General features: G+C 63.8%; 24 protein-coding genes. 5 read left to right on the top strand and 19 right to left on the bottom strand.

The annotated features are described in order from the left end of the window. Positions 1-30: 30 nt before the first annotated feature. Genes ACO07D_RS14820 through ACO07D_RS14780 form a run of 9 tightly spaced genes read right to left on the bottom strand, consistent with a single transcriptional unit; the run spans position 31 to position 6,619 of the window. Positions 31-990 carry a TonB family protein gene (locus ACO07D_RS14820; protein ID WP_421703720.1) on the bottom strand — a complete coding sequence of 320 codons (960 nt, stop codon included), beginning with the start codon at positions 988-990 and terminating at the stop codon, positions 31-33. Further along, a complete protein-coding gene (locus tag ACO07D_RS14815; protein WP_421703719.1) occupies positions 990-1,370 on the bottom strand; it encodes an ExbD/TolR family protein in 381 nt (126 codons plus the stop codon). Before ACO07D_RS14815 ends, ACO07D_RS14820 begins: the two co-directional genes overlap by 1 nt. Before the next feature lie 3 nt (positions 1,371-1,373). Next, complete coding sequence (locus tag ACO07D_RS14810; protein WP_421703718.1) at positions 1,374-1,751, bottom strand: ExbD/TolR family protein; 378 nt, start codon at positions 1,749-1,751, stop codon at positions 1,374-1,376. A 6-nt stretch (positions 1,752-1,757) separates the two neighbouring features. Further along, on the bottom strand, positions 1,758-2,432 hold the full coding sequence (locus tag ACO07D_RS14805; RefSeq protein ID WP_421703717.1) for a MotA/TolQ/ExbB proton channel family protein: 675 nt from the start codon (positions 2,430-2,432) through the stop codon (positions 1,758-1,760). After that, positions 2,432-2,815, bottom strand: a complete 384-nt coding sequence (locus tag ACO07D_RS14800; protein ID WP_421703716.1) for a hypothetical protein — start codon at positions 2,813-2,815, stop codon at positions 2,432-2,434. The genes ACO07D_RS14805 and ACO07D_RS14800 overlap by 1 nt, the downstream gene beginning before the upstream one ends. A gap of 14 nt (positions 2,816-2,829) precedes the next feature. After that, entirely contained in the window at positions 2,830-3,615 is a 786-nt protein-coding gene (locus ACO07D_RS14795; RefSeq protein ID WP_421703715.1) for a heme ABC transporter ATP-binding protein, read from the bottom strand. A 2-nt stretch (positions 3,616-3,617) separates the two neighbouring features. Beyond that, positions 3,618-4,706 (bottom strand): FecCD family ABC transporter permease, encoded by a 1,089-nt coding sequence (locus ACO07D_RS14790; RefSeq protein WP_421703714.1) that lies wholly within the window; start codon positions 4,704-4,706, stop codon positions 3,618-3,620. A 3-nt stretch (positions 4,707-4,709) separates the two neighbouring features. After that, positions 4,710-5,561, bottom strand: a complete 852-nt coding sequence (locus tag ACO07D_RS14785; protein ID WP_421703713.1) for a heme/hemin ABC transporter substrate-binding protein — start codon at positions 5,559-5,561, stop codon at positions 4,710-4,712. Continuing rightward, positions 5,558-6,619, bottom strand: coding sequence for a hemin-degrading factor (locus tag ACO07D_RS14780; RefSeq protein WP_421703712.1), 1,062 nt, complete (start codon positions 6,617-6,619; stop codon positions 5,558-5,560). The genes ACO07D_RS14785 and ACO07D_RS14780 overlap by 4 nt, the downstream gene beginning before the upstream one ends. A gap of 217 nt (positions 6,620-6,836) precedes the next feature. Between ACO07D_RS14780 and ACO07D_RS14775 the strand changes: the two genes are divergently transcribed. Beyond that, positions 6,837-8,831: a TonB-dependent receptor domain-containing protein gene (locus ACO07D_RS14775; protein WP_421703711.1), complete on the top strand. Its 1,995-nt coding sequence runs from the start codon at positions 6,837-6,839 to the stop codon at positions 8,829-8,831. 46 nt (positions 8,832-8,877) lie between these two features. Here the strand turns inward: ACO07D_RS14775 and ACO07D_RS14770 are convergent, their stop codons facing one another. Next, positions 8,878-9,219, bottom strand: a complete 342-nt coding sequence (locus tag ACO07D_RS14770; protein WP_421703710.1) for a winged helix-turn-helix transcriptional regulator — start codon at positions 9,217-9,219, stop codon at positions 8,878-8,880. Between the two features lie 77 nt (positions 9,220-9,296). Between ACO07D_RS14770 and ACO07D_RS14765 the strand changes: the two genes are divergently transcribed. Further along, positions 9,297-10,187 (top strand): EamA family transporter, encoded by an 891-nt coding sequence (locus tag ACO07D_RS14765; protein ID WP_421703709.1) that lies wholly within the window; start codon positions 9,297-9,299, stop codon positions 10,185-10,187. Between the two features lie 97 nt (positions 10,188-10,284). Here the strand turns inward: ACO07D_RS14765 and ACO07D_RS14760 are convergent, their stop codons facing one another. The 9 genes from ACO07D_RS14760 to ACO07D_RS14720 form a co-directional block, all read right to left on the bottom strand. Further along, positions 10,285-10,779 (bottom strand): hypothetical protein, encoded by a 495-nt coding sequence (locus ACO07D_RS14760; protein WP_421703708.1) that lies wholly within the window; start codon positions 10,777-10,779, stop codon positions 10,285-10,287. A gap of 229 nt (positions 10,780-11,008) precedes the next feature. After that, the gene (bfr, locus tag ACO07D_RS14755) at positions 11,009-11,494 is read right to left on the bottom strand and encodes a bacterioferritin (protein WP_421703707.1); all 486 of its coding nucleotides are present in this window, start codon (positions 11,492-11,494) and stop codon (positions 11,009-11,011) included. Beyond that, on the bottom strand, positions 11,469-11,735 hold the full coding sequence (locus ACO07D_RS14750) for a (2Fe-2S)-binding protein (RefSeq protein WP_421703706.1): 267 nt from the start codon (positions 11,733-11,735) through the stop codon (positions 11,469-11,471). Before ACO07D_RS14750 ends, bfr begins: the two co-directional genes overlap by 26 nt. 24 nt (positions 11,736-11,759) lie before the next feature. Further along, positions 11,760-11,915, bottom strand: a complete 156-nt coding sequence (hemP, locus tag ACO07D_RS14745; protein ID WP_421705037.1) for a hemin uptake protein HemP — start codon at positions 11,913-11,915, stop codon at positions 11,760-11,762. A gap of 312 nt (positions 11,916-12,227) precedes the next feature. Beyond that, positions 12,228-12,584 (bottom strand): hypothetical protein, encoded by a 357-nt coding sequence (locus ACO07D_RS14740; RefSeq protein WP_421703705.1) that lies wholly within the window; start codon positions 12,582-12,584, stop codon positions 12,228-12,230. A gap of 10 nt (positions 12,585-12,594) precedes the next feature. Beyond that, on the bottom strand, positions 12,595-14,634 hold the full coding sequence (locus ACO07D_RS14735) for a TonB-dependent receptor (RefSeq protein WP_421703704.1): 2,040 nt from the start codon (positions 14,632-14,634) through the stop codon (positions 12,595-12,597). A 248-nt stretch (positions 14,635-14,882) separates the two neighbouring features. Then, positions 14,883-15,884, bottom strand: coding sequence for a GlxA family transcriptional regulator (locus ACO07D_RS14730; RefSeq protein WP_421703703.1), 1,002 nt, complete (start codon positions 15,882-15,884; stop codon positions 14,883-14,885). Positions 15,885-15,966: 82 nt separating this feature from the next. After that, a complete protein-coding gene (locus ACO07D_RS14725) occupies positions 15,967-17,415 on the bottom strand; it encodes a sensor histidine kinase (protein WP_421703702.1) in 1,449 nt (482 codons plus the stop codon). Continuing rightward, positions 17,412-18,155, bottom strand: coding sequence for a response regulator transcription factor (locus tag ACO07D_RS14720; protein WP_421703701.1), 744 nt, complete (start codon positions 18,153-18,155; stop codon positions 17,412-17,414). Before ACO07D_RS14720 ends, ACO07D_RS14725 begins: the two co-directional genes overlap by 4 nt. Positions 18,156-18,380: 225 nt before the next feature. On the opposite strand from ACO07D_RS14720, the gene ACO07D_RS14715 reads away from it, so the two are divergent. The 3 genes from ACO07D_RS14715 (at position 18,381) to ACO07D_RS14705 (ending at position 21,461) form a co-directional block, all read left to right on the top strand. Next, positions 18,381-19,625, top strand: a complete 1,245-nt coding sequence (locus ACO07D_RS14715; RefSeq protein WP_421703700.1) for an ABC transporter substrate-binding protein — start codon at positions 18,381-18,383, stop codon at positions 19,623-19,625. A 68-nt stretch (positions 19,626-19,693) separates the two neighbouring features. Beyond that, a complete protein-coding gene (locus ACO07D_RS14710) occupies positions 19,694-20,566 on the top strand; it encodes a carbohydrate ABC transporter permease (protein ID WP_421703699.1) in 873 nt (290 codons plus the stop codon). After that, positions 20,559-21,461, top strand: coding sequence for a carbohydrate ABC transporter permease (locus tag ACO07D_RS14705; protein ID WP_421703698.1), 903 nt, complete (start codon positions 20,559-20,561; stop codon positions 21,459-21,461). The genes ACO07D_RS14710 and ACO07D_RS14705 overlap by 8 nt, the downstream gene beginning before the upstream one ends. Position 21,462: the final 1 nt, after the last annotated feature.

The following is a 21,462-nucleotide window of genomic DNA, read 5'->3' as shown; positions in this document are numbered from 1 at the left end:
CCGGATAAGACCGGACGCACGGGCCGGACTTCAACGTGCCGTGACCGGTAGATTGAAGCTGTGCTGAGAAATCCCCAGTTTCGCCGGGGCCTTGGGGAAACGGCCCGCCCGACGCACGGCGTCCAGCGCGGCCTGATCCAACTCGGCGTTGCCTGAGGACCGCACCAGGCTTACCCCCATAAGCTGCCCCGAGGCGCTGACGGTAATCTGCACCAAAGCCTGCCCTTTCCAGCGCCCCCGAGGGGCCCTGCGTGCCACCCGGGCACGGATCTTGGCGCCCCAGGTTTGCAACAAGGATTGCCTTTGCGCCTGCGATAGGGTTGCCACTTCGGCGTTTCCGCTGCTTCCCGCCGCTGCCCCTCCGCCTTGCCCGGCGGCACGTGTGGGCGCCACGGCCACGGAGGGCGCCGCGTTTCTGCGGGTCTCGCGCGGCGGCTCCGGCACCGGCTCGGGGGCTGGCGGCGGCGGTGCAGCCTCGGTCGGCTCCGGCCTAGACGGTGCCTCCGGTGCCGGGGTTGGCCGCGGCGACTCGGGACGGGTTGGCGATGGAGGGGTGTCCGGCGGCGCGGCCTGTTCCGGACGCGGCTGCGGGCGGGGCGAGCTTTCGACCGCCATCGCCTCGGGCGTCATCGGTTTCGGCGGTGCCTCGGCCATCGGCACAGGCTCCTCGCGCTGGATCATCGGCAAGGGCGGTGCATCATCCAACCGCGCCTTCAGGCTCAAGGCCTCGACCGGTTCAAATTCCGGCTGATCCGGCACCACGTCCGGCGGCGGCGCCTCGGCCATTTCAAGCTCGGGCGTTACCTCGGGCACTTCCTCCCATCGCTGCACCATCGCGGCAATCGACGCGGTCGATCCCTGGATCGACAGGAGCGCATCGCCCCCCACCCCGCCAGAGGTCACGCCCTCCAGCCGCCCAGGCAGAACCACGGCGATATGCAGCCCGGCCGCCAGGGCCAGGAAGACAGGCAGTTCAACATAGGCCCGCATCAGCGTCGCTCCGAAACGAGTTCGATCTTCGAGATGCCCAGAACCGCCAGGCGGCCCAGCAGCGCGGCGATCTTTTCGGCTGGCACCGCGCGATCCGCCCGCACCTTCAGCGTCTCGGCCTCGCCGAAGCCCTCCAGCGCGACAAAGACCGCTTCGTCCCGTGCCTCCAGATAGGCCATTTCGCCCATGGCCGAGACATGCAGCACCGCCTGCGCCTCGGCGGGTTCCTCGGCCGCGCTTTCGGGCGGCGAGACCTCGAAGGGCTCAGGCGGGGCGATCTGCGCCGTCATCAGGAAGAAGATCAGCAGCAGAAAGACCACGTTGATCATCGGCACGATGCTTTCACGCGGTTCGCGGCGGGGGGCTTGGCTCAGGTCCATGGGCTATTCCACCAGCACAAGGGTTTCGTATCCGGCGCCGGTCAGCAGTTCCATGACCTCGACCACGCGCTGCAGGTCGGCTTCATCCTTGGCGCGCAGGATGATCGCGTCGTCATGGGACAGCAGCATGGGAGCGAGCGCCGCCAGAAGCTCCTCGGCCTCCATCGCCACGCCGTTCAGCGCCAGGCCTTCCGGACGGATATCAATCAGGCGCGGCTGACCCTCATAGGGTTTGTCCGAGGCCGCCGCCAACGGCAGGTCGATCGCCACCTCGGCCCCGAAGCGCGAGGCGAGCATGAAGAAGACCAGCAGCAGAAAGACCACGTCGATCATCGGCGTGAGACTGGGTCTGCGGCGGGGGCGTGGCGGGGCAAGCTGCATCGCAGATCACTCGGCCGCTTGAAGCTCGGACCCGGCGACGGGCCTGGACTTGCCCCGGGTCAGAATGCGGGTGATCGCGTCCTCCATGTCGGTCTGCGACCGATCCACGACACTGTCGAACCAGGCCAGTGCGACACCGGCGGGGATGGCAACGGCCATGCCGGCGGCGGTGGTCAGAAGCGCCTCCCAGATGCCCCCGGCCAGGGCGGCAGGGTCGGCACGGGAGCCAGCCTCCTGCAGGGTCTGGAAGGCGGCGATCATACCCATGACGGTGCCCAACAGCCCAAGCAGAGGCGCGATGGTGGAAATCAGTTCCAACGCCCGGTTGCCGGTACGCGCGCGCGCCAGTTGCAGCTTGGCCACCCGCGCGATTTCCTCGCGTTTCTCGGTGTCATCAAGCGTTTCGTCCAGTCGCGCCTCGATGGCCGAGCGCGTGACGATGGCGCGGATCGAACGGCGCCCGGCCACGGCCGCCTGTGCAGCTTTCGGGTCACCGCCGATCCAGGCCTCGACCGCGCGGCGCGAGTTTGCCCCGGCCCAGGCGCCCATCAGCGACAGGCGCCAGACCTTCCACAGGATCAGCGCCACGGTCAGCACCGACAGGGCCGCAATCGCCCAAATCGCCAGGCCACCCTTGTCCAGGAAATCCTGCACCTCTGCCCATCTTGCCATGAGGTCCATCAGTTCGCTCCGTTCATCTGTTCGTATTCATCGGTGCTGAGCCCGAGTTTGATAAGGTTGCCGTGCGGGTCATGCAGGTAGGCTTCGGTCATGCCCCAGGGACGCGCCGTCAGCGGCGCAAAACGGGTGCCCTCGGGCAGATCCAGCCCGGCAAGGTGATCAGCCAGGGCCGGCACGCCACCCCCTCGGATGTAGCAGCTGGTCTCGTCGCAGACCTCGGGCCGGGAGGTGTGGCTGTAGTGCAGTTCAACCCCAAAGCCGCGCAGGATTGCGTAGCCAAATTCGTCAAGGCGTTCGACCGCGAAGCCAAGCGCCTCGGCCCAGCTTGCGGTGGCGGACATGTCAGGGGACAGAAGGATGGGAATGGCTTGCATGTCGGACATGGCTGGCGCGCTCCTTACTCGGCGGCCAGGCTGGCCGCGTGGGGCAACAGGAACACTCCCTGCCCCGGTTTCGTATTCACGCGAATGGCGCAGCGGTAGGCGGTGCTGAGTTGAGCGTCGCATAGGACGTCCTCGGGCGCGCCCTGGGCCATCAGACGGCCCTCGGCGATCAGCGCAACGCTGTCAGAGAACATTGCGGTCAGGTTCAGGTCATGCATCACGGCGACCACGCCGCCGCCCGCATCGGCAAAGTCGCGGGCGATCTGCATGACCTGTAGCTGGTGGCCGATATCAAGCGCCGAGACGGGCTCGTCCAAGAACAGCCAGCGCGGCTCGCCCTCGGCCACCGGATGCCAGACCTGGACCAGCACGCGCGCCAGTTGCACGCGCTGCTGTTCGCCGCCCGAAAGCTCCTGAAAGAAGCGGCCTTCGAACCCCGTCAGCCCAACCCGGGCCAACGCACGGGGCACCAGGTCATCATGTCCCGCGTCCAGCCCGTGGGTCAGGCCCAGGCGCACCACCTCAAAGACGGTGAACGGGAAGGACAGCGGCGTGGCTTGCGGCAAGACCCCTCGGATGGCGGCCAGTTGCCACGGTCGCGCGCGGGTAATGTCCTGATCGTTCAGCGTGACCTGCCCGCCAAATGCGGCCTCGCCGGTCACGGCGCGCAGAAGCGTGGTCTTTCCGGAGCCGTTCGGCCCGACAATGGACGTCAACTGTCCGGGTTCGGCACGGAAGTTGATGCCTTGCAGAATCTGCTTATGGCCCAGGTGCACGGTAATGTCGGTCGCATTCAGCATGGTCACATGTCCAAAACGCCGCGCGCGCGCAGCAGGATCCACAGGAAGATCGGCCCGCCCAGCACGGCGGTGACGATGCCGATCGGCAGCTCGGCCGGGGCGATGATCACGCGGGAGATCACGTCAGCCACTAGCAACAGCGCCGCGCCCAGCAGGGCCGCGTTCACCAGCAGGAACCGGTGGTCCGGCCCCACGGCGAGGCGCAGAAGGTGGGGCACGACGATACCAACGAAACCGATACCGCCACTGACAGCCACGGCCGCCCCGGTGGCGGCGGCCACGGTCAGGATCGCGACGTTCTTGGTGCGCTGCACCTCGATGCCCATGTGGGCGGCAGCGGCCTCGCCCAGGGCAAGCCCGTTCAACCCACGTGCAAGGAAGGGGGCGACCAGCAGGCCCAGCCCCATCAGAGGTGCGGCGGCCAGGAGTTTGAGCCAGGTCGCGCCCGCGAGGCTGCCCATGCCCCAGAAGGTCAGATCGCGCAGCTGCGCATCATCGGCGATATAGATCAAAATACCGGAGACCGCACCGGTCAGCGCACCCAGGGCAATGCCCGCCAGCAGCATGGTCGCGACCGAGGTGCGCCCCCTGCGGGTCGACACGCGGTAAAGCAGCAGGGTCGAGGCCCAGCCGCCGACAAAGGCAAAGACAGGCACGAGGTAGAACCCGGTCAGGTCGGTGATGACGACAGGCAGCATCCCGCCCAGCACGATGGCGATGATCGCACCCAGCCCGGCACCCGCGCTGATGCCGACGATGCCCGGATCGGCCAGCGGGTTGCGAAAGAGGCCCTGCATGACGGCGCCTGACACCGCCAGCGAGGCGCCGACCAGCGCCCCCATCAGGCTGCGCGGGGCGCGGATATCGAACAGAACGACCTTGTCGCGCAGCTCCAGCTCGGTGCCGGTGGACAGAGCGGCCAGCGCACGTGCCAGCGAAGTGCCTGAGGCGCCGACAGTCATCGACAACCACAGGGCCGCGCCCAGCAAGACCAGCAGAACCAGGCTCAGCGCGCGTGCCCGGTGACTGCGGTCCCCGGGGAGGCGGGTGACGCCGCTTCGATCCGCTTCAAATCCCGACACGGCCACCATCGCTCAGCCCGCCTCACGCAGGGCCTGGGCAAGCACCCGCACCGCTTCGGGCGTGCGCACCGAGAACCCGGTCAGCAACATGCCGTCGATCCGCACCACAGCCCGGGTGTCCGCCACCGGCGTGGCCGCCAGGGCGGGCATCGCCAGCAATTCCTCATCCGTGCCCGGGTTGATGCCTGCACGGTCCATCATCAGGATCACCTCGACCCCGGAGGTCGAGATCGCCTCGTCCGTCACCGGCTTGTAGCCTTCGAAATCCGCCATCACGTTCACACCTCCGGCCAGCGAGATAATGCCATCCGCCGCCGTATTGGTCCCCGCAGCCATGATGCGCCCGCCCTGGGTCGACAGCACGAAGAGCACCTTGCGCGGCGGTACGTCGGCGGCCTCCGTCATGGCGGCCTGCATGTCCTTGCCCACTTCGGCGGCCAGGGCCGCGCCTTTTTCCGGCACTTCCAACGCCTCGGCCACCGTGGTGATCTTGGCCTGCACCGCGGCAACGTCGTAGCCATGCGGGATTGTGACCATCGGCAGAGCCGCCTGTTTCAGAAGCTCAACCACTTCATGCGGCCCGGCGCCTTCTTCCGAGATGATCAGGTCCGGGTTCACCGCCAGGATGTTCTCGGGCGACAGGCGCCCGCGATAGCCCACATTGGGCAGTTCCAGCGCGGCGGGTGGGTGGTTCGAGGTCGTGTCGCGGGCGACCAACCGGTGATCCTCGCCCAGGGCGAAGACGATCTCGGTCACCGAGCCCCCAACGGACACCACGCGGGAGGCCGGGTCGGCCTCCACCGCCTGGGCCTTGCAGCCCAGTGTGATAGCGCCCGCAAGGGCGATCAGTCGAAAGGTGCTCATGCCAAGACCTCCTCGTTGGGCAGCGACGCCACCAGCGCGTTCCACGCTGCTCCTTTGTCCCCCTGGCGCAACACACCGAAAATCTGGGTGATCACCATGCCCTCGGCATCGAAGAGTTCGACCGAGACCGCCGGGCCCTCGCGGGTGGTCTTGGTCACCGCCCAGACTTCAGCCACAAGGTCGGCACGCAGGTGCAAGTCGAACCCCGGATCCAGCACGTTCAGCCAGGGCCCGGCCCACTTGATGTTCTTGATTGGGCCGGTGTGGATTTCGATGCAGCCCATGTTGCCGACAAAGAACATGACGGGGATGTCACCCTCGGCCGCGCGGTTGAAGATCTGTTCGACCACCGCTGGCGAGAGTTTGCGCGCATAGGGCTCACCGGCCAAGCGGTAGGCACCCAGGCGGTTCATCTTCAGTTTCCGTACCATTTGCAGGAACTGGTGCGTATCGGACATCCGGTCCCATTCGGCGCGCAGCTTGTCGGCCTTTTCGGGGTCGCCCATCGGACCCTGGGTGGGCACGCGCTTGCCGAACTCGATCTGGTCGCTTTGGGTGTCGAGCCGCAGCTCTTCAACCACACCCAGCCACTCCTCGTGCAGTGACCCCTCACGCAGATGCACCTTGAACACGGCGTCGCCCGCCCGATCAAAGAACTGCAGGCTGTGGCGTGGACCGGCGTTGGTCTCTTTCTCCACCGCAAACCCGTGCACCCAGTGTTTGGGGAACATGCGCAGGTCGATCTCTTCATTCACCACCAGGGCGGCGTGCGGGCCACCGCGATAGTTGGCAAAGCGCCCGACCTTCTCGATCACGCAAGCCTCGTTGCGGGTCAGCGCCATGACCTCACCCAGCCGTTCAAGAGCCGGAAAGACCAGATCGAAATCGCATGAGATGCGGGTCACACCGCCCTGCCCGCCGCCCTGCTCCAAGTCGGCCGCCACCAGGCGTGCCTCACTTATGCCCAGCTTGTCGGCCAAGTCCCGCGCCCGAAGGCGCGACTGCTCGTCCCGCGCTGCGCGTATCTGTGCGGAGGTCAATGGGGTGTCGATCGTCATCTCGGTCTCTTTCCACGTTTCTCATGAAACCCTGGCCAGAGACCTGTTGCCGGTCTGCATCGCTGGAGCTGCACACCCCTTTTTGGTGTACGAATTGTTGACTGATTTACTCGGATTATTTAAGGCGCGCAAGTCCGACCTGATCGGAGCGAGAGAAAAACAAGCCGCGCCAGCACCCCTCTGCCAGCACAGCCACTGTGACAAAGGAGGATGCGGGATGCTGTTCCCCACCAAGAGATGCGCGCTTTTGTCGAGCGCGGCTATGCTGATTGCCCTGCCCGTCGCGGCGCAGGACACAACCCAACTGGACGAAATCGTCCTGATCGAATCGAAACGTGACGTAGCGACGGACACCGCAACGCCAGTCACAACCGTGGATCAGGCTGAAATCGACGACCGCCAGGCGACCACGATTGCCGAACTGATCGATTCCGTACCCGGCGTTTCGCTTGTGAACGGCGCCACCCCGCGCGGCAGCGGCATCAACATCCGTGGCTTCGGCGCCAATGGCACCTATGGCACGGACCAGAAGGTGCTGATCCAGGTGGACGGGGCAAGCATGGGCGCCGAGGAGCTCTACCGGATCTCCTCGCAGCTCTTTACCGATCCGGCGCTTTATCGTGAAGTGTCGGTGATCCGTGGGGTCGTGGGATCCTTTGAGTACGGCACCGGCGCCTTTGGTGGTGTCGTCTTGGCGGAATCGAAAGACGCCAGCGATTTCACCGGCGGCGTGCCTGGCACCCGGGTTCGCCAAACCCTGCAGTTCGGCACCAACGGCGACACCACGGCCACCTCGACCATTCTGGCCTGGCAACCTTCGGAACAGTTCGAGCTGCTGGCCAACTACACGACCAACAAGGGCGATTTCTACACCGACGGCAGCGGCAATGTGGTCGAGAATACCGACTTCGACATGCCCTCCTGGCTGCTCAAGGGCTCGTTCCACTTCGGCGACGCCATGGAACACAGCTTGACCCTGTCCTTCTCGGACACATCCACGGATGACAAGGACGTGCCCTACGACGAGTTCGGCCTGGGTGGCGGCTCCTTCGGCAATGTGGACCGGGCCGTGCGCAGCCGTACAGCCATCCTGCGTTATGAATTCGATCCGGCCGACAATGACCTGATCGATGTCGAGGCGGTGTTGTCCTATGCCGACCAGGATATCGACCAGGAATACATCGCGGGAAGCTCCGCCTTCGAAGGGATGTTCCCCAGCATCGACGCCATGTGCGCCAGTTCGTTCTTCGGCATCGTCTGTACCGATCACCGCTATGAGACCACCAAGCTGACCGTGAAAAACACCGCACGCTTCGACACGGGTGCGGTCGGGCACAGCCTGATCACCGGGGTGGAATTGTCGCGCCGTGAGCGCATGGATGCCCCCGCCGCACCGGGCGGGACGGACGATCGCCTGGCGATCTTCGCGATCAACGAAATGACCTATGGCAACTGGACCATTACCCCGGCCTTGCGATTTGAAACACAGGAGGTGTCGGACCACCTCGACACGGTCAGCTACTCCAATGACGCGCTCGTTGGCGGGCTGTCACTGCGCTATGCGTTCGACAATGGTTTCGCGGTCTTCGCCTCGGCCGCATACACCGAAAGCATGCCGATCATCGACGACCTGGGCAACCCGACCTTCATGACGCAGAGCGAGAAGGCGCGCAGCTATGAGGTTGGTTTTTCCTATGACAATGCGGGCGTCTTCGGCGCAGGAGACGAGCTGACCTTCAAAGCCACCGCCTATCGCACGGATGTCTGGGACATTACCTCCTACTCCGGGATTTCCGAGGTGGAGATGGCGGGGATCGAGATCGAAGCCGCCTATTCCATGGCCGCGGGCTTCTATGTCGATCTGAACGCCAACTGGCAGAGCGGTGACATCGTCGATCCGGTCGGCGGCGGCTACTGGCGCGGACTGCCAGCCGACGAGCTGCGCCTGACCCTTGGACGCAAGTGGGGTGAGGAACTGGACCTGAGCTGGGAGATCGTAGCGAACGCAGCGATGAATCGGACCACCACCCCGTCGGACGGGTTTGCGGTACACAACCTGCGCGCCACCTACACACCCGACAGCGGCGTGTTGGCCGGGGCCGAGCTCCGCATGGGGATCGAGAACATCCTCGACAAGGACTACACGCCCCACCTTGCCACCCGTGCGGCGCCCGGGCGCACGGTGAAAGTCTCGGTCGCCAAGACGTTCTGAGCCGCTTCCTGTACACCGAAACGGGCGCCTTCGGGCGCCCTTTTCTTTATTGCGGCGCCTCTAGCCCCGCCGCCCAACGGGTGGACCAGCCCCCAAAAGGTTCAAGCATGTCAAACAGTTCCGCACCGGTGTCGGTGAGTTGATAGCCCCCCTCCCCACGCATGACCAACCCGCTGGCGGACAGCTCCTTGAGGCGCTTGTTCAGAACCGTGGGCGAGACCCCTTCGCAACGCGCCTGCAGCTCGCGGAATGTGCCCGGCCCCGATGACAGCTGCCAGATCACTCCCAGCGCCCAGCTGCGCCCCAACAGGTCGAAGAGCGCCATGATCGGCTTGCCGGATTTCGAGCCGCGCACGGGCTGGCCAGGTCGTGGGACATCTGTGGACATGCAGCCACTCCGCTTGCTACTTTTTTGATAGCGAATTATTGCTACCCATAACGTAGCACTCTGCAGGAGCCCCCGCCATGCCCCTTCTGCCCCTTATTGCCGCCGTCAGCGCCTCTTTCGGCTGGGCCAGTGGCAGCGTGCTGGCGCAGGCCCCAGCGCGGGCCTTGGGGGCATTCGAGTTCACCCGTATCCAGCTGATTGCCTGTGCGGCCCTAATCGCCGCTGCGGTCAGCGCTCTGGAGCTTTGGCACAGCGTTACGTGGAACCACTGGCCCGCCTTCCTGGCCAGCTCCGCCCTGGGCATCCTTCTGGGCAACCTAGCAATGATCGAATGCCTACGCCGGGGCGGGCCGCGTCGCACCGAGCTGATCCTGTCGCTGAAAGCCCCGCTGGTGGCCGCGATGGCCTTCGTCTGGCTGCACGAGGCCCCGTCCCCCGTGGACATATGCGGCGCGATGGTGACGCTGGCGGGCATAGGCCTCGCGGTCGCCTACGGCAGCAATGCCGCGTCAGACAGCGATACCCGGTCCGGATCCATGGCCCTGATCCTGCTACTGGGTGTGACGGCGACCGCCTTGCAGGGCTTCGGCTTTCTGGTTCTGAAACCGGCAATGCAGGCGGGCACGCACCCGCTGGCGGCCACCGCCATCCGGCTGCTAGGGGCCGCGCTGTTGATTTCCCTGATCGCCCTCTGGCCAGCACGCCCATTTCGCAACCCAGGCACGCAGAGCCCGCAGCTATTGGGCCGCACCCTTCTGCCCGGCGTCATCGGCTACTGCATCGCCTCGCCCTTGCTGCTTTTCGCGATGGCGAATATGGAGGCCGGGATTGCCGCCGTTCTTGGCGCGCTCTCGCCCGTGCTGGTGCTACCGATCCTCTGGATCAAGGAAGGGCTGGCGCCGCGCCCCTTGGCCATTCTGGGCGCCACCTTCGCCGTGGTCGGATCAGGGCTGATCCTCGCTGGATAAAAAGGCCCCGCCAACCAAAAGCACCCGTTGAAATCATGGAAGAGACGGATGCGCCGGTTGGCGGGGGCATGACAGAAACACGATCATGTCGGGACTGTCATGACGAGGGAGCTGTCACCCTCTCGGATGTCTGCGTGGCCCGGGCCATGCGCCGGGCGAGGATGTTCGTTGCCTCCAGGAAGGGCTGAACGTCATTGCCCTCGCACAGGATCAGTGCGTGGGTATGGGCGCGCGAGCGTTGACCGCGTCGGGCGGCGGCAAGCGCGCCCATCAGCTGGCGCTCGTCGCCGCTCATAACCTGACGGCACCCCGGACACTCTGGATTGGAAAAGCGAAACCCTTCACGCCGGGCGACCCGCATGGCCTGCACCATGTCAAGCGCCGCCAGGGCCAGGTTGGCGGACTGTTCTGCCGGAAAGTGACGTCCAGCCACCTGAAAGGCAGTCATCCAGGCTTGGCTGGCCGGATAGGTAAAGCTTTGCAGAAAATAACGCAGAACCGTCAGCACCTGAAGCTCAGAGCGATCCAAACCGGCGCCGGCAACCGGCAGATCGTTGCCATGATCAGGGGCGGAGCAAGGATGGTCAGTCATACAGCCGGGCCTCGGGTCGATCGTTTCCGGGAAGGCGGCGGTCGGCCGTCGGGTTCCGCATCCGCAGGCCCTCCCGAAACTGGTTTGTCTTGGGCGGCTGGCGCGGATGGCGCGGGCTGATGGCGCTTATCTGACAGAATAAGTCAGATTTTGCAATCCCCAATTCTGACAAAAAGAAAGCGCCCGAACTTTCGCTCGGACGCCCCTGAAATTACGGAAAATTCGCCGTTCACTCGGCCTCGTCATAGGTCGAGGCATTGAGCTGCATATAGGCCACCTCGCCCAGCTTGTTGTAGAGTTCCAACTGGGTTTCGAGGAAGTCGATATGCCCTTCTTCATCTGCCAGCAGGTCCTCGAACAGCGCCATCGACACATAATCATGCGCCTCCTGGCACAGCCCGCGGCTTTCACGATAGAGCTTGGCCGCGCTTTCTTCGCCCGCCAGGTCCGCTTCAAGCGTTTCCTTGACGTTCTGGCCGATGCGCAGCGGGTCGAGTTTCTGCAGATTGGGATGGCCGCCCAAGGTGATGATACGCGCGATCAGCTTGTCGGCGTGCTCCATCTCCTCAATGCTCTCTTCGCGGCTTTTCTTGGCCATCTTGCCCAGGCCCCAGTCTTCCTGGAGCCGGTAATGGAGCCAATATTGGCTGACTGCCGTAAGTTCGTGGCGAAGCGCTGCATTCAGCGCATCAATGACCTTGGGATCGCCCTTCATACCGTGTTCCTTTCTCTGGTGCCGGGCGCAGGGCCCGGAGTTCTGGAGGAACTTCAAGGTTCGGATTTCCGCGCATGGTTTGCAAGAACAAAGGCATACAGCCGCCGCAATCGGCCTTTTTCCCCAGCGCGTGGTAAATCTTGCCCGGGGTGATCAGGGTCTCGGGGTCGGCGGCGCGCATCCAGTCAATGGCGGCGTTGATATCTGTGTCGCAGATGGACTGGCAGGAGCAGATGATCATGTCCGGCTGGCCTCGTTCAGAGTGTCATTTCGTCAGGATCAGCTTGCCTGCACGGGTGATGCAGAGCGTATAGACCTTGTCGTCCAGCAGGATATGGGCCTGGCGCCCGCCTTCGGTCAGCACCCGGGCGTCGTGGGTGGGGCGGCCCATGATCTGGGGCGGTTGCATATCCTGGCTCATCTCGGTCATCGGTCTTGCCTTGTCATTTTCGCGCAGCCTGTCCTGCGCCCATTCCACGCGGGCACCATCGGGGATGTCCATATCGCCAACCATTGAACGCAGCTCGTCGGGATCGAGGCATCGCTCGCCGGTCCGCCCATCGTCCAGGTGCTTGATAACGCGGCCCATCAGGGTGCCCTTTCATGTCAGATCGCCTTTGCGATCCTGTCGCAAAGCTTTTCTGACTGATTCAGTCGGAATAATCAAGTCCGAGTTTTTTTATCGGACAAATTGCAGCAATGCCCCGCACTCGCCGGGGCATTGCCATTTGCGTCACTCGACAACCGCTTGGGAGGAGCGTGTGCACCACACGGTCGGGCTGGCCTCGGTGGCGGGGGTGCAGGCGTCACCGGCGGCAAGGGGCGTCACGGAATACGCCCCCTCCCCCGCGATCTTGACGCGGTACAGGTGGCTTTCCTCGGCGGCCGTGGCCCCGTGGTTGAACGGGGTCAGGGTCAGGTCGGTGGGGCCGCATTCCGCGGCCAACACAGTGTACCCGCCCGCTTCCAACACCGACGTCACCGCCAGCATCGCACCCTGGCAATCTTCCAGATCCTCAGCTTCGGAGAGCGTCAACCTGACCGCGCCATCGGCGGTCAGGGTCAGCATCATCAGGGCAATCTTCAGCATCTCGCCCCCCTCAGAACGTCGCGTTCAGGAAGACCGAGATATTGCGCCCGGCACCTTCGATTTGACCGCTCGACTGGTATTCACGATCCAGGATATTGCCGACCTCGAATGTCAGGTCCAGATTGTCGTTCAACTGAGCTGACCCACGCAGATTCAAGGTTGCGTAGCCGTGGAAGACGTCTTCATCAGCATCGAAAGAGCCGTCATCGCCACGCAGGATCGAGCCACTTTCCCCGGATAGGAACAGGTCCAACTCGCCGGACACATTGCCCAACGCATAGTCGCGGCGCACACCGATAGTGCCAGACAAGGAAGGCGTCCCGCTATCAAAGGTCGAAAAACCGGTCTGATAGGAGTATTCCCGCCGGATATAGGCCAGGTTTGCATAGGGGCGCAGCCCCCAGACACCGCTGTCGAACTCGGCGCCCAACTCGATCCCGAAACTCTTGACTTGATCGACGTTCCGGTACTCATAGACGTCCGACGACGTGCCCGGGTTGTCCACGACAAGGAAGGAATCGATGTAGTCTTCGGACTCCGTGTAGAACAGCGTGCCATCCAGAGTGATCGCGCCACGGTCCACCCGCGCCCCGATTTCATAGCTGGTTGACGTTTCCGGTCTCAGGTCCGGATTGCCATTCGTGGTCCCGGACCCGCCTGCAGTGGTCGTAAGGTACAACTGAGGCAGCGAGGGATAAGTGTAACCCTGGCTGATGGAGGCCCGATAGGTCACATCCGCAGACGGGCTATATGTCAGCCCAACGGAGCCAAGAAAACGGTCATCGCTGTCGGAGGAGGTGGGCTCTGCTGCACCATTCACCTCATAGAGATCAAGCTCGCTTCGCACGTCATAATACCGGCCACCAAACGTTGCCGTCAGCGTATCGGACAGGTCGATCTCATGCTGGGCGAAGAGCGACCAGGTCTTAATGGTCGCATCCGAATAGCGCGTTGTCACGGTCGGAAACGGCGGTCCAAAGGGCGTGGTGCTCGTCGTCACCTTGTCGGCAATCATCCGGTCGTCTTCATATTCGAAACCTACAATGCTGCGCGAGCCGGCTGAGAAGCTGAGCTCGGCATTCGCGGAAAACCCGGAGGTCGTCTGTTCATCGTCAGAGGTGGACAGGACTGTGACCGGCCCGAAGGGGGTGGCCGTCGCGATGTCGTTGGAGAACAGCCTATCCACCGTCTGGGAAAAGGCATCCACTTTCAGGCGGGTCATCCAGGGGGTCAGGTCCGTGCCCTCGTAAAAGAGCGCATATTTTCGCAGATCGCGTTCGGGCAGATCAATCACGAAGGCCGGATCCCCCGTATAGACATCCGCCGCCAGATCGAAATCCTGGGCGCGGAAGCCGAAATAGTGATTGCCCATCTCGTAGCCCAGGTGCAACGACAGGTCACGATCCTCAATGGCCGACGGGGTGAGCGTTCCGGACACGGCCCGGCGGTCGCCCAGATCCGATTGTGACATGGTCAGGCGGTAGTCGAAATCGCCCTGGCTGCCAGCCATGTTCACAGAGGCGCGCCAACCTTCGGTGGCGCTCATGTAGCCCACCGAGGAGCTGAGCTCGAACGGCACATCTGCCCCGCGCTTGGTAACGATGTTCACCACGCCGCCAATGGCGCGGTTGCCCGAGACGACCGACGACGGGCCGCGCACCACTTCGATGCGTTCAATGGCGGCGGGCGAAATCAGGATCGGCGTGCCATAGGTCGTGTGGTCGGAAATCCGCTGCCCATCGATCATGATCGCCACGCGCTGGCTGCTTTCGCCCCGAATACTGATCCGTTCGATCCCGCTTTCACTGACGCGCACGCCGGGAATGTCATTCAGAATACGCGCGACCGAGCTCGGCGGCACGCGCTTGATCTCCTCGGCCCCGACCACATTGACCGAGGCCGGGCTGTCCATCACTTCGGTCGGCAGGCCGGTGCCCACCAGGATGATTTCATCCAGATAGGTGGCGTCCTGAGCCAGTGCGGTCGTCGTGCCAATCGCGACCAGTACCAGGGCGGAAACCGTGCCCCGCAATCCCATACGCTTGTTCATCTTGCTTCCCCTTTGCGCCTCGCGCGCGAATGGCCCCGGCGGGCCGGGGCAGTGTCGTGTCTGTCGTACCTGGCGAGATGCTGGGCTCCCCTGGCTGGTCGCAGAATTGGGCGACTCGGCCGGGGGCGATTAACGGCTGCGCTTGTGTCATCGGGCGGCCGTCAATTCAATTCCGATATATTTACTAAGCTTCTCCTGTAGCGCCCTTGACACAGGTCAAGTCGCACTACGTTTTCAACGCCGCGTGCCTATTCGGAGGCGCGCTGTTTCGTGCGCAGGGAGTTGGGGGGCATGCCGAAGGCCTGGCGAAAGGCCTTGGACATTGAGGAGACGCTGGCAAAGCCGCAGGCCAGCGCCACGTCGATCATCGGCATCCGGGTTTCGGTCAGCAGCGACCGCGCGCGTTTCAACCGGATCATCTTGTAGGTCTTGGCCGGGCTGCTGCCCAGCTGGATGCGGAACAGACGTTCCAACTGGCGCGAGGAGACGCCGATGCGTTTCACCAATTCGGTGATCGGCAGAGGCTCCTCGATGGTTTCCTCCATCAGGTGGATCGCCCGTTTCACCGGTCCTTCCAGGAACGTATTGCCCTGCGCGTGCCCCTTGGGCTGATCACGGTGGAATCCGCGAATGCCGTCGAGGATCAACAGCGCTGCCATCTCGGCGCGTTCATGCGGCCCCAGCAGGTCGGAGACCAAGGTAAACACCGCCTCCATCGCATGCCCCCTGCCCGCGCAGGTCAGCGTGCCGTTGCCATATTCACCCAGATGGGTCGTCAGCGTGGTGAAATCACCGATCTCGTTCAGGATCGGAATGTCGCGCCAATGGGTGGTCGCGGGCTGCGAACCATTCCCGCCTGCCTTCACGAACTCGGTCGCCGCGTCCGAGAACAGCACCACCGGGCGATTGAGCCGCTGCATCGCCCGCACCCGTTTCATCCAAACCTGGGCGGCGCATTCCTCGCCGCCGATGATGATCATGCAGTCCTTGAGAAACTCCGCTTCGATGGCCGGTTCGGCGCGCACCATGAAGTTGCCGTTGGCCACCAGCCCCGGCATGTCCGACACGAAGCTCCATTCGAACCGAACCCGGTCCTGCACGTCATTTGCCACCTCCAGAACGGCGTTGACCGATGACAATTCAAGCTGCGAGAAACGTGGCTGCACGAAGATCTCGACACTCAGGGTCCGCGGCGCGTCGCCACGATCGGTCTCAGGGGGCTGGAAAAGGCGGAACTGTGCTGTGGCCAAGGTCTGAGGGGTCTCTTTGCGGTGATGTCTTCTCCCCGCCCAGTATCAACGACATGCACAGGGGCGCAATACCTCTGCTGTTTCAGTTCCGACAGATTTCCAGGCAGGCGCGCAGCCCGTGGCGCCCGCTTTCGAAATGCAGGCTACCGCCGTGCTGTTCGGCCACCGTCGCCACGATGGTCAGCCCCAGGCCGAACCCGTCGATGGCCTGCGTGTTTTCGCCCCGCTTGAACGGGGCCACCACAGCTTCAATGTCCTCCGCCGACATGCCCGAGCCCTCATCCTCAACTACGATGATGGCGTGATCGGGCGTCGCGGTCAGCTCGACCGAGGCGCGGCGACCGTATTTCAGCGCGTTTTCAATGAGGTTCGAAATGGCGCGTTTCAGCGATACGGGGCGCGCAGTAACCAGGATGCGCTGCGCCTCGGGCAGGGTTGCGTGCCCCTGGCTGGCGGCAAACACCGATCGCCCCCCTTCCACCATCACCCGTTCCGGCGCGCGGATCGACACCGGACGGTCCAGATCCTGGTAGTCCGCCACCAGCGCCTCGACCAGCGAGGTCAGCGACAGGCTGCGCGGGGTCTCTTCATTCAGCTCAGCCCGGGTGTAGGTCAGCACACTTTCGATCATCTCGGTCATGCTGTCGATATCGGCCTCCAGCTTCTCGCGCAGCTCAGCCTCCTTGATCAGCGCGGTGCGCAGACGCAGCCGGGTGGCGGGGGTGCCCAGATCGTGGCTGACACCGGAGAGAACCGTGGCGCGTTTCGACAGTTGCGCGCGCTCGTGTTCAAGGTAGCTGTTCACCGCCTGCACGATATCGCGCAGCTCTTCCGGACCCTGCGCCTCATAGCTCTGCGGCCCGCCCAAACGGCGGTGATTGTTCAGCGCCCTCGCAAACCTTTCGAAATGGGCCGAGTTGTCCCGCACAAGCGTGGCGAAGATGGCCAGCGCCACCAGCGCCACAAGCACCGCGGCCAGCCGCAGGTCCCGGGGCGCGACGCCACAGCCCCAGACCCCGCGCCCATCGACGCGCACCCAGGGCTGCGTGCCCATGCGGGCGAACATGATCGGTTCACTGCAGTAGGTGGCCAGCAGACGCGTGACATTGCCGAACTTCTGCGCAGCTGGCTGGCCTTCGTTCGACACGAGTTCGGACACCGCATATTGCAGATTGTTGGACACGATCCCCAGGGTCAGGCTTTCCCCGGACACGGGATCGCGCCCCGGCCCCTTGATCGAGACATTGGTGACGAAAGCGGGCGCGGGAATAGCCGGCAGGCGCACGAAAGCGCCCTGGCTGGCCAGACCCGCATTTTCGGCATTCAAGGCAGTCACGACGATCCCCTCCGGCGGTGCCGTGCCCAGGCGCAGGGTTTCATAGAGTGCCACCCCGGTCACGTAGCTGCGGGTCAGATGCGCCTGCCAGGCCCGGGTCGAGGAAAACCATAGCCAGGTCGTGCCCAGCGCCGTGGCGAAACAGGCGAGGATCAGGACCACGCCGAGGGTTTTCAGGCGCAACCCGCGGCTCATGTGCTCTCCTCGACCGCGACATCCACGGCCAACACATAGCCCACGCCGCGTTCGGTACGCAAAAGCTCCGGGTCCTTGGGGTCGGCCTCGATCTTGCCACGCAGACGGCCGACCAGCACGTCGATGGCGCGGCCCGATCCTTCGCCCGCCCCCCCGTGTCCCGCGCCGGTTACATCCAGCGCGGCGGCGATTTCCTCCCGTGTCAGCGGGATATGCGGGTTGGCCAGGAACACCTTCAAGAGCGCGGTTTCCTTGCGCGACAGAGCGACCTGGTAGCCCTGGGGCGAGGTCACCTCATCCCGCTTGGCGTCGTAATGCCAGCCCGCGAAACGAAATACCGAGACGCTGCGGCGATACACCAGAGACGAGCTGCGCTTGGCGCGGTGCAGAACCGCCCGCACCCGGGCCAGCAGCAGGTCCGGGTTGAACGGTTTGGCGATATAGTCATCCGCCCCCACCTCATATCCCGCCATGCGGTGGTGATCGGCCGAAAGGGCGGACACCAGGATCACCGGCACGTCTTGCTCACGGCGCAGCCGCTCGCAGATCTCGACCCCGTTCTCATCGCCCAGCATCACGTCCAGCAGGATGAGGTCCACCCGCCCACTGGTCAACTGCTCGCGGATTGTCGCCTCGCTGTCGCAGGGCAGCGCGATGAACCCGCTCTGGCGCAGGAACTGGGTCATCATGCCCCGTGTCTCGACGTCATCGTCAACCACCAGAAGCCGTGGAATCGTCATCTACCGTGTCTCCCTTTGGGCGCGGGCCCCTCTCCTCACAGTCGGTGTGTTTGTAACAGCGTGCAACAAAATCAAGTCTTGCGTAACATCACGTAACAAAACGACCAAAATTCCGACACCGGCCGTCGTGGCAACCCGTTTCAGCCATTGCGCAGCCCCGGTCCGGCTCGGCAGGTTTGGATCAGCGCCACTCGGACGGGTGGCGATCTATGGGAGGAAAATCTGATGAAGACATCCGTTTACGCGGCCGTTTCGGCCATTGCCATGACCTGCGCCATGCCGGTGCTGGCCGATCCGCAGGCCGAGGTTCTGCACTGGTGGACATCCGGCGGCGAAGCCAAATCCGTGGCCGTGCTGCAGCAGGAGTTCGCCGACAATGGCGGCACCTGGACCGACATGCCGGTGGCCGGTGGCGGCGGTGACGCGGCGATGACCGCGCTGCGTGCCCGCGTTCTGTCCGGTAACGCGCCGACCGCCGTTCAGCTGAAGGGCCCCGCGATCCAGGAATGGTATGAGGAAGGCGTTCTGGCCGACATTTCGGCCGTGGCCGAGGCCGAAGGCTGGGCCGATGTGCTGCCCGCCTCCATCGCCGGGCACATGAAATGCGAGGGCACCTGGTGTGCGGCACCGGTGAACGTGCACCGGATCGACTGGATCTGGGGCAATGCCGCCATCCTTGAGGCCAATGGCATCGCCATGCCCACCACCTGGGACGAGTTCAACGCCGCCGCCGACAAGCTGCAAGCCGCCGGTATCACGCCGCTGGCCCATGGCGGTCAGGCCTGGCAGGACGCCACCGTGTTCGAGGCCGTGGCTCTGGGCATCCTGGGCGCCGAGGGTTTCCAAAAGGCCTTTGTCGAACTGGACATGGACACGCTGAAATCCGACCAGATGGTCGCGGTGTTCGACCAGATGCGCAAGATGCGCGGCTATGTCGATGACAACTTCTCGGGCCGTGACTGGAACCTGGCCACGGCCATGGTGATGAATGGCGAGGCCGCCTTCCAGATCATGGGCGACTGGGCCAAGGGCGAATTCCTGGCCGCCGGCAAGGTGCCGGGCCAGGATTTCCTCTGTGCTTCGGTGCCGGGCGACGGGTTCCTCTATAACGTGGACAGCTTCGCCATGTTCACCGTTGACGGAGACGACAAGCAGGCCGGTCAGGCGCTGCTGGCCAAGCTGATCGTCGGGCAAAACTTCCAGAAGGTGTTCAACCTGAACAAGGGCTCGATCCCGGCCCGTGTCGACGTGGCGCTGGACGAGTTCGACAGCTGCGCCCACACCTCGGCCGCAGATATGGCGGCAAGCTCGGAAAACGGCTCGCTGCTGCCCAGCTATGCCCACGGCATGGCACTGCGCGGCGCGCAAGCCGGTGCGATCACCGATGTGGTGACGGCGCATTTCAACTCGGACATGTCCTCGGCTGACGCCGTGCAGATGCTGGCCGACGCTGTCGCCAATTCGCTCTGAGCTGACCATTACTCCCAGGCCTCGCGCTCGATCCGGGCGCGGGGCCACCTCATAAAAGGGCCGACGCCATGACCAAATGGCTTGAACGTCATATTCCCAAGATGGTGCTTGCACCCTCTTTCGCGGCAATCCTCGTCTTCGTCTACGGTTTCATCGCCTGGACCGCCTGGGTGTCGCTGACCCGCTCGCGCCTTCTGCCGAAATACGAGATCCACGGGCTGATCCAGTACGATCGCCTGTTCTCCTCCCCGCGCTGGGATACGGCGATGACCAACCTGTTCCTGTTCGGAACCCTGTTCATCGTGATTTCGATGGTGCTGGGGCTGCTGCTGGCGATCCTGCTGGACCAGAAGATCCGCACCGAGGGCGTGTTGCGCACGATCTACCTCTACCCGATGGCCCTGTCGATGATCGTCACCGGCACCGCCTGGAAATGGATCATGAACCCCGGCCTGGGGATCGAAAACATGGTGCGCGGTTGGGGCTTTGAAAGCTTCTCCTTCGACTGGGTGATTGACCCGAACATGGCAATCTATGCCGTGGTCATTGCTGGTGTCTGGCAGGCGTCCGGTTTCGTCATGGCCCTTTTCCTGGCCGGTCTGCGCAGCGTGGATGGCGAGATCATCAAGGCCGCGCAAGTCGACGGCATCCCGAATTATCGCATCTACTCGGCGATCATCATCCCATCGATGGCCCCGATCTTCCTGTCCGCCTTCATCGTGCTCGCGCACCTGGCGATCAAGAGCTTCGACCTTGTCATTGCGCTGACCGGTGGCGGCCCCGGCTACTCCACCGACCTGCCCGCAACCTACATGTACGCGATGGCCTTCTCGCGCGGTGATATCGGCCAGGCGGCCAGCTCGGCCATGGTCATGATGGCGGTCGTCTTTGCGATCATCGTTCCCTATCTCTACTCTGAACTGAGGGCGAAACATGACTGACATGACGCTGTCCCCCGCCCCCGCCCGCACCACCAGCCGCAACTGGGGCCGTATCGCCCTGCGCTGGATCCTGTTCACCCTGCTTGGCCTCTTTGCCCTCTTCTACCTTATGCCGCTCTTCGTGATGGTCACCACCTCGCTGAAAAGCCTGGAGGAGATCCGCACCGGATCGCTGGTGGCCTTCCCGCGCGAGGTGACCTTCGAAGCCTGGCGCACCGCTTGGTCGGGCGCCTGTACCGGCATTCAGTGCGAAGGGCTGCGACCTTACTTCTGGAACTCAGTAATCCTGGCCATCCCGGCTGTTGCGATCTCGACCATGTTGGGGGCCGTGAACGGCTATGTCATCGCCCAGTGGAAGTTCAAGGGCGCGAACCTGATCTTCTCGCTGATGCTGTTTGGCTGCTTCATCCCCTTCCAGGTCGTGCTGCTGCCTATGGCGCGCATGCTGGGCCTGATGGGTCTGGCGGGCACCATCCCCGGGCTGATCTTCGTGCACGTGATCTATGGCATCGGTTTCACCACGCTGTTCTTCCGCAACTACTATGTCACGATTCCGCAGGAACTGGTGAAGGCGGCCAAGGTGGATGGCGCGGGGTTCTTCCGGATCTTCTGGTCGATCTTCCTGCCGCTGTCGCTGCCGATCATCGTCGTCACCGTCATCTGGCAGTTCACCCAGATTTGGAATGACTTCCTGTTCGGCGTGTCATTCAGCCAGGCGGGCACGCAACCCGTGACCGTGGCGCTGAACAATATCGTCAACTCGACCACTGGCGTGAAGGAATACAACGTGGACATGGCCGCTGCGATCATCGCTGCCCTGCCCACCCTTCTTGTCTATGTCGTCGCCGGCAAATACTTCATCCGCGGGCTGACCGCGGGTTCCGTGAAAGGTTAAT

It is taken from the genome of Aliiroseovarius sp., assembly GCF_965228805.1.
Taxonomy (GTDB): domain Bacteria; phylum Pseudomonadota; class Alphaproteobacteria; order Rhodobacterales; family Rhodobacteraceae; genus JASBTN01.
Note: the sequence above shows the minus strand (reverse complement) of the source record. Positions and strands in the feature narration are given on the sequence as shown.